The sequence below is a fragment of the Collinsella ihumii genome (genome assembly GCF_030385545.1).
Lineage (GTDB): Bacteria > Actinomycetota > Coriobacteriia > Coriobacteriales > Coriobacteriaceae > Collinsella > Collinsella ihumii.
In genome coordinates this window covers 225,372-233,090 of the sequence record NZ_JAUEIQ010000003.1, presented here as the reverse complement: position 1 = coordinate 233,090, position 7,719 = coordinate 225,372, and the positions used below count along the sequence as shown (strand labels likewise).

The 7,719-nt window shown below is 65.2% G+C and carries 5 protein-coding genes; 3 read left to right on the top strand and 2 right to left on the bottom strand.

All coding sequences use genetic code 11. The features are described 5' to 3' along the window. Positions 1-925 precede the first annotated feature (925 nt). Complete coding sequence (locus QVN30_RS04865) at positions 926-2,980, bottom strand: S8 family peptidase (RefSeq protein WP_289835653.1); 2,055 nt, start codon at positions 2,978-2,980, stop codon at positions 926-928. A 192-nt stretch (positions 2,981-3,172) separates the two neighbouring features. Here QVN30_RS04865 and folK point away from each other — a divergent pair, with 192 nt between their 5' ends. Further along, a complete protein-coding gene (gene folK / locus QVN30_RS04860) occupies positions 3,173-4,951 on the top strand; it encodes a 2-amino-4-hydroxy-6-hydroxymethyldihydropteridine diphosphokinase (RefSeq protein ID WP_289835652.1) in 1,779 nt (592 codons plus the stop codon). After that, positions 4,951-5,808, top strand: a complete 858-nt coding sequence (locus tag QVN30_RS04855; RefSeq protein ID WP_289835651.1) for a biotin--[acetyl-CoA-carboxylase] ligase — start codon at positions 4,951-4,953, stop codon at positions 5,806-5,808. The genes folK and QVN30_RS04855 overlap by 1 nt, the downstream gene beginning before the upstream one ends. Positions 5,809-6,031: 223 nt before the next feature. Here QVN30_RS04855 and QVN30_RS04850 read toward each other — a convergent pair whose 3' ends face one another. Beyond that, positions 6,032-6,799: a type III pantothenate kinase gene (locus QVN30_RS04850; protein ID WP_066831268.1), complete on the bottom strand. Its 768-nt coding sequence runs from the start codon at positions 6,797-6,799 to the stop codon at positions 6,032-6,034. A 137-nt stretch (positions 6,800-6,936) separates the two neighbouring features. On the opposite strand from QVN30_RS04850, the gene QVN30_RS04845 reads away from it, so the two are divergent. Continuing rightward, a complete protein-coding gene (locus QVN30_RS04845) occupies positions 6,937-7,605 on the top strand; it encodes a cytochrome c maturation protein CcmE domain-containing protein (protein WP_066831271.1) in 669 nt (222 codons plus the stop codon). Positions 7,606-7,719 lie beyond the last annotated feature (114 nt).

Genomic DNA, 7,719 nt, shown 5'->3' with positions numbered 1-7,719 from the left:
CCTGTTGACGCAAGCTGTCATACGTCTTTCTCCTTCCGTAAGGAACAGATAATCGCCAGTTATCGACACCATCATTAAAACCGCAGGTAGATGGCATATTTTTTAGGGCGATTCAGACGCGAAATGGGACAGTTTTCATCTTGTAATAGCAGCCGTTTTGTCCGTTATGGGGTGATGGAAATCTGATTCGCCGCCCGTCAATGGACCTCGGCACCCAAGCGAGCCAATGAGAGCCGATTTACGGCCCCGCTTTTCTGACGAGCACACACTCATTTGCCAGCAAGCCACCAAATAGAGCCATTCAGGCGTCCGTGCGTTCCAGAGGCAAAAGGCAAACATCTACAGATCCATGTTGTCTGCGGCTAAAAACTGAAAGCCACGAGGAGGATTGCGCGAAGGCGCCCGATTAAAGGTACTGCACCAGCCGAAGTACCGTTTCTGCGGAACGCCTTTACGCACTCGGCTAGCGAAGACGGAAGCCCCGAGCGAGCGCTCCCACGCTATCTTTTTGAGTTCGTGGTCAATTTACCCATCGGACCGGGATTGCGCCGCCCGGCTGATTATTGTTTTGCATTAATTCAAGCAAGCCTATTGAAGGACCGCCGCACCTTCCTGCCCACCCGGCGGAAAAGCAGCTCCCGGACGCGCCGATACAATACATATTATATTGTCCCTACCGCACCGCTAGTCGCCTTCGCCGCCCCGCTTTCCACAATCCAGCACACATTCCCCGGTTCGATGGGCAAATTGACCACGATCGTGAATTCATACCGAAAAACGCGCACGAGCAACCGGGAACCGCCGACGTTTCAGCAAAAGAAAACCCCGGAACCTCGCCGGCCCCGACAAGGCCGTTCGAAATCCCGGGGAGCGCAAAATCCGCCCGTGTCCCAACCAGAGCGCGGACAAAACCAATCAGCCCGCTCTAGAACACGTCCTGTTCCAGGCAGTTCATCATGATCGCGGCCATCTCGGCGCGTGTCGTCTTGTTCTGCGGCGCCACGTAGCGCACGTCGCCCAGCTCCACGCCGTTGATGATCTGGTTGTTGATGGCCCAGACCACGTTGGTCACGGCCCACGAGCTGGTCTTATCGTGATCCGGCATGCTCTCGTACTTTGCCATGCTGCCGAACGGATCGCCGTTGCGCGCGATATTGGCCACGATGCACGCCAGCTGCTCGCGGGTGAGGGGGTCGCCCACGCCGAAGTGCGTGACCTCGCCGGTCGCCACGTTTTCGTATCCGTTGATGTAGCCGTGTGCGACGGCCCAGTTCACTGCGTCGGTGTAGTAATCCTGCCCAACATCGACAAGCCCGCAGTCGGGGGCCTTCTCACCGTTGCCCAGGATGTTGTACAGGACCACGGCGGCGTCTTGGCGCACGATGGGCTCGTTGGGGGCAAAGCGGGGCGAGTCGGACAGGCCGTGCATGATGTCGTTTTCGTACACGTACACGATGGCGGGGTAGTACCACTCGTGGTCGACGTCGACAAACGGCAGTTCAGGCTCGGGTTCGGGCTCGGGTTCGGGATCCGGATCAGGTTCGGGCTCCGGCTCGACGGCGTCCACCAGCTGCTCCACGGCCGCCCCGGCATCCAGTGCTCCGGCGCTGCCGCTCACCTCGGTCCGGTCGTGCTCCTCGTCGACCACGGGCACGGCGGTCTCTTCCAGGGCGGCACGAACCTGTTCGGGCGTGGCGTCGGGGTCCGCGGCGTACAGCAGCGCCACGGTTCCGCTCACGATGGGGGAGGCCACCGACGTGCCGCTTGCCGTGGAGAAGCCGCCGCTCATGTTCGTGGTGCGGATGTTCTGGCCCGGTGCGCTGATGTCTTTGAACTCGTTGTAGTCCGACCACACGAGGTTGGTGCCGTCGGATTCGAGCGCGGTCACCGAGATGCACTCGTCAAAATCCGCGGGATACATCTTGCCCGTGTTGGGCGTGGTGGTCTGGTTTCCGTTGCCTCCGGCGCATACGGTGAGGATGTCGTACGTGTTGAGCGCCGTCTTGATCACATCGTGGAACGCCTCGTCGTTGGCCTGGCTGTCCTCATAGCCGCCGAGGCTCATGTTGATGACGCGCAGGTTGTCGAGCTTGCCGCTGTCGACCAGGTCGAACAGGTACTCGTAGCTCTTGACCAAATCGGCGCTCGTGATCTGCCGCTCCTCGTTGTCCACCACTTTGATGGGCAGCAAATCGGCGTTGTACGAGGCGCCGGCGATACCCAGCGCGTTGTTGGCGACAGCCGACGCGACGCCGGCGACCATGGTGCCGTGGCCCGCGCAGTCCGTGATCTCGCACGCGGCGAGCGGCTGCTCGAGCGTCGCGTCCCAGGCGAGGTCGGTCAGGATGTTGTCGGCAAGGTCTTCATGGTCGAGATCCACACCGGAGTCTAGCACGGCGATGGTGATGTCGTGGTCGCTTTGCGCCTGCTCCCATGCGTCGTCCAGGTTGGCGTTGTAGAGCCAGTACTGGTTGTTGTTCTCTGCGGGATCGGAGATCTGGGCGAAGGGGTCGTTGACCGAAGAGGCCGCCAGCGTGCTCACGCCGGATCGGGACGTGCCCGCGCTGTTCGCAGCATCCTCCTCGATGATGTCGACAAGGTGGTACACGTAGTTATATTGGACATCCGCCACGCCCTCGATGTCGCGCGCTTGGGCGAGGGCCTCCTCGTCGCTCAGGTCGCCTGTGGTATCCGCGGTGAGCACCACCTGGCCGCCCTGGCTCTCAAACGAGTCGCTGACCTCAAATCCTGCTTGACCCAGCTGGGCGACGACCTCGGATTCGGCAAGCAGGTTCACGTCGTCACCGCCCAGCGAGCGGGCCTGCGCGGAGGCCGCGCTGTCGAGCGTGATGAGGATGCCGTCGGTTGCAGCTGCCGCGTCCGCTGCCGTCGCCCCGGCGATGATGGGGGCGAGGCTCAGCCCGGCCACCAGGGCGCACGAGAGGGCGCACGCGCGCCATGCGCTATGGAAACGCTTCATAGACCGTCCTTTCTGCAAGGGTTGGTTTATTGTACCGCGCCCGTTCGGACGACAAGAACGCTCCCAATATCAATTTGCTTTTTCGTGCGGTGCGCGGGAGCCGCGTACAAGAGCTCCTGCGTCTGGATACAATAGAGGCACGTGTACATCGATCGCATGGGCATCGCGCGGCGGTGCGGCGAAAGGATATTCATGGCTCACGATACCAAGACTTGGCGCTGCGGAAAGTACGAGATCAAGTTCGACCGTCCCCGCATCATGGGGGTGCTGAACGTCACGCCGGATTCATTTAGCGACGGCGACGAGAGCAACCTCGATGTGGATTCCGCCGTGGCACGCGGTGTGGCCATGCTCGACGCCGGAGCCGACATCATCGACGTAGGCGGCGAGTCCACGCGGCCCGGCTTCACGCCGGTGTCGGCCGACGAGGAGGCCAAGCGCGTGCTGCCCGTCATCCGTGCGCTGGCCCAGCGCGGGGCCATCGTGTCCATCGACACCCGCCATGTGGAGGTCGCCAAGGCCGCCGTGCGCGTGGGCGCCTCCATCGTGAACGACGTGACGGGCTTCACCGATCCCAAGATGATCGAGTTCGTGAAGAGCACCAAGTGCGGCGTGGTCATCGCGCATGCGGGTGAGGTCACCGAACCGGCGCGCGCCCACAAGGCGGTGCAGCTGGACACCTCCGCCGCGGCGTTTGTGGCCGAGAAGGCCCGCGCCGCCGCGGCCGCAGCTGCTGCGGGCGCCACCGCGAACAAGAAGCGCGGCCGCGGCATGGGCGGCTCGCGCCTGATCGGCGGCCTGGTGCAGCCCCAGCTTCCGTTTGCCGACATCCCGAACGGCTCGGCTGCGGTTGCCGGCGATACCCCGGCTGCCGAGCCGGCTGCATCTGCGGCCGAGGAGACGGCGCCCGCCGAGGCCGTCGCCGCCCAGCTCACCGGCGCCTCCATCGAGGCCGATGCCGTCAAGACCGCTCCCGACGGCGCTGCCTCCGAGACCACGGAGCCCGAGGACAAGCTTGCCGCCGTCATGGCGCGCGCGAGCCGCCGCGAGGAGGCGTACGTGAGCACCTCGCAGCTGCGCCGCTTCACGCTGCCCGACTCCGCTCCCATCATGCGCCGTGTCATGGGCTTCCTGTCCGACCAGGCCCGTGCGCTCATTCACGCCGGCGTGGCGCGCGAGCGCATCTGCATCGACCCGGGTGCGGGCTTCGGCAAGAACACGAACGAGGACATCATCATCCAGCGCGAGACCGCCAAGATGGCCTCCTTGGGCTATCCGCTGATGTGCGCCGTGTCGCGCAAACGCTTCGTGGGCGCCGTTTCCGGCGTGGTCGAGGCCGCCGACCGCGACGCCGCGACGTTCGGCGTGTGCCTGGGAGCCATCCAGGCCGGCGCCAACGTGGTGCGCGTGCACGATGTCGCCGGCTTCGCGCAGTTCCTGAACGGTTACTGGGCGGTCGCCCGCCCTCAGCCGCGGCGCGCCTTCGTGGCCCTCGGCTCCAACCTGGGCCGGCGCATGGACAACATCCGCGCCGCCAAGGACCTTATCGCCGAGATCCCGCTCACCTGCGTGTCCAACTGCTCGCGCATCTATGAGAGCGAGCCCGCCTACGAGGAGCGCCAGGAGCCCTTCGCGAACGCCGTGATCGAGATCCGCACCGAGCTCGCGCCGCTCATCCTGCTCGACGAGCTCATGAAGGTCGAGGGCAAGCTCGGCCGCAACCGCACCGCGAGCGCCAAACCCAACGGGCCGCGCACGCTCGATTGCGACCTGCTGTGGATGGAGGGCGAGATCCACGGCGGCGACAAGCTGCGCTTGCCGCATCCCAAGCTGGGCGAGCGCGACTTCGTGCTCGTGCCGCTCGAGGACCTGGTCCACGACCCGGCGCGCTTCTTCCGCTACGAGGGCGTCGACGTCAAGGAGCCCGAGGAGCGCGTCGGTCACGTGACGCAGGAGCTGGGGACGCTGTAATGGCAGATGAGATGCTTTCCGGCAACGAGGCGCCGCTGGTGTTCGAGGCGTCCGTGCCCTCCACAAACGATGTCGCCATCGACGCTGCGCTCGGCGGCGCCCCGCACGGCTGGGCCGTGTGCGCCGACGAGCAGACTGCCGGTCGCGGCAGGCGCGGGCACGCGTGGGCGTCGCCTGCGGGCAGCCTCTATATGTCCGTGGTGCTGAGGCCCCAGGTCCCCATGCAGCATTTCATCGCGCTGCCGGCGGTATGCGCCATGGGCGTCATCGACGCGCTGCACGGCTTGGGTCTTGCGGGTAACGTCGGCATCAAATGGCCGAACGACATCGTGGCCCGCGTGGATGCCGACGACCGCACGCCGACCGCGTTCGACAACAAGCTCGCGGGCATCCTTGTCGAGGCCCGCGCCAGCGAGGCCGGTCCCTTTGCCGTGGTGGGCATGGGGGTCAACATGCATCCCGTCGAGATCGAGGTCCCGGCAGAAGGCAACGTGCCGAAGGCGCCGCGCGCCCTGATGCCGGTGTCGCTGGACGAGCTTCTGGGGGAAGCGGCCGGCACGGTTGAGGTGCCCGATGTGGCCCGGCGCCTGCGCGACGCCGTGATCGCGCGCGTCGACACGTGGGCGGCCCTCGTGTATGAGGGCCGGGCGTCGGTCGGCCCGCTGGCCCCGATTCTTTCCGAGTATTTCGACCTGGTGCCAATGCTCGGCCATCAGGTCGCCGTGCTGTCTCCCAACGGGCGCCTCATGAACACCGGCGTGTTCGCGGGGCTCGACGTATGGGGCCGCGCCTGCGTGATGACGCCGGGCGGCGAGCAGACCTATCCTGCCGAGGCGGTCAGCCTGCGCGCGCTGTAGCGTGCTGATGGGTTGATTGGGGACGGGTTCGTTTCAACCCATGCCTGATGTCGTGGCGGTTTCTGCGGGAAGCTCGGACGAAATATGCATATCAATTCTCGCTCAATATAGAAACGCGAGGTAAACAGCCATATCGTTTTGGTCGTTATGCAAGACGATAGGGCTGTTCCCGCAGAATCCGTCGCGACGTTTTCTGCGGGAAGACGCAGCGGCGGCCCAGTAGCTACTCCGTCATCCGCCGGTAGATCTCCTGGATGCCGCGAAGCGTCAGGGTCGGATCCACCGCATCGAACGCGTCGGTCGACCGGGCGACGACGCTCGCGAGGCCGCCGGTTGCGATGACATAGGCGTCGGGCGCCTCGAGTTCGGCTTTGATGCGGGCGACGAGCCCTTCGGCCATGGCGGCCGCTCCCACCACGATGCCGTTCTGCACGGCCTCGATGGTGTTGCTGCCGATGGCGTGCGCGGGCGCTTCGAGCGGCACGCTGGCAAGCTGCGCCGCGCGGGCCACGAGTGCGTCCATGGAGATGCGGATGCCCGGCGCGATGGCGCCTCCGATGTAGCTGCCCGAGGCGTCGACCACATCTATATTAGTAGCGGTGCCGAAATCGACCACGATGGCGGGCGAGCCGTAGAACGCGGCGGCGGCCACGGCGTTGGCGACGCGGTCGGCGCCGACCTCGGCGGGGTTGTCCGCCTTGATGGCGGTGACGCGCGCCGTGTCGCGCCCGACGGCCAAAAACGCCGCGCCGAGCTGACGGGCCACGCCCTCCCATTCGCGCGTGAGCTGAGGCACCACGCCGGCGAACGCGATGGTGCCCACGCAGGACAGATCGAGCCCGTACATGCGGAAATACCCCTGCAGGCGCACGTTGATCTCGTCTTTGGTGAAGGTGCGGTCGGTGGGCATGCGCCAGGAGTAGATGAGCTCCTCGCCGTCGAACAGCCCGAGTGCGGTCTGCGTATTGCCCATATCAACTGCCAGAACCATGATTTTGCTCTTTCAATCGCCCGTTGCATGCCGAACGCGCCCGATCGCGCCATGCGCCCATTGTATACTTGACCGATGGCAAAACACGATATCGTTGCGCACAGATTCCCCGGAGGAATGCTGTGCTTGGAGTGCACATGAACAAGAAAGCAAAGCGCCGCCTGGTGGTCGTGGGCGGCATCGTGATCATCGCCATGCTCGTGATCGTCGCTATCGCAGGCAGCGGCGGGGCGGCCTCGTCGCTGTCCATCGGCGACGTGCTCGGCGGCGGGTACGAGGGCAAGAAAGTCCAGGTATCCGGTTCGGTGGTGGCCGACTCCATCTCAAACGAGGGCTCGACGGCGGTGTTCGAGATCGCGCCCGAGGAGGGCGACGCGTCCGAGGAGCTGCAGGTGAGCTATGACGGCGCCCTTCCCGCGACGTTCGGCGCCGGCGTGGTGGCCATCTGCACGGGCACGGTGCAAGACGGCGTGCTCAACGCGACCGAGATGGTGACCAAGTGCCCCTCCAAGTACGAGAGCGCGGAGGGCTCGCTGACCGTGAAGGGCCTGCTCGACCAGGGCGATGCCATGGTGGGCAAGGACACCAAGATCTGCGGCTACGTGCGCGGAGACATCCAAGCGGTCGATGCCGACTATCGCTTCACGATCGAGTCCCAGGGCGCCACGCTCAACGTGCGCTACGACGGCGGTCTGGACGACGCCATCGTCGACGGCACGGCCGTGGTCGTATCCGGCGCGCTCGGTGAGGACGGCACGTTCACGGCAAGCGAGCAACCGGCCATCGACGAGGCGGTATCCGAATAACGCTTTTTGGCGCGCAGCGCTGCGGGTCTTGTGCCACGTGGCAGGGGCGTGACGCCGCGGCATCGGTGCGTGCCATGACGGGCAAGGGGAACAGGGGGCATCCCATATGATTGC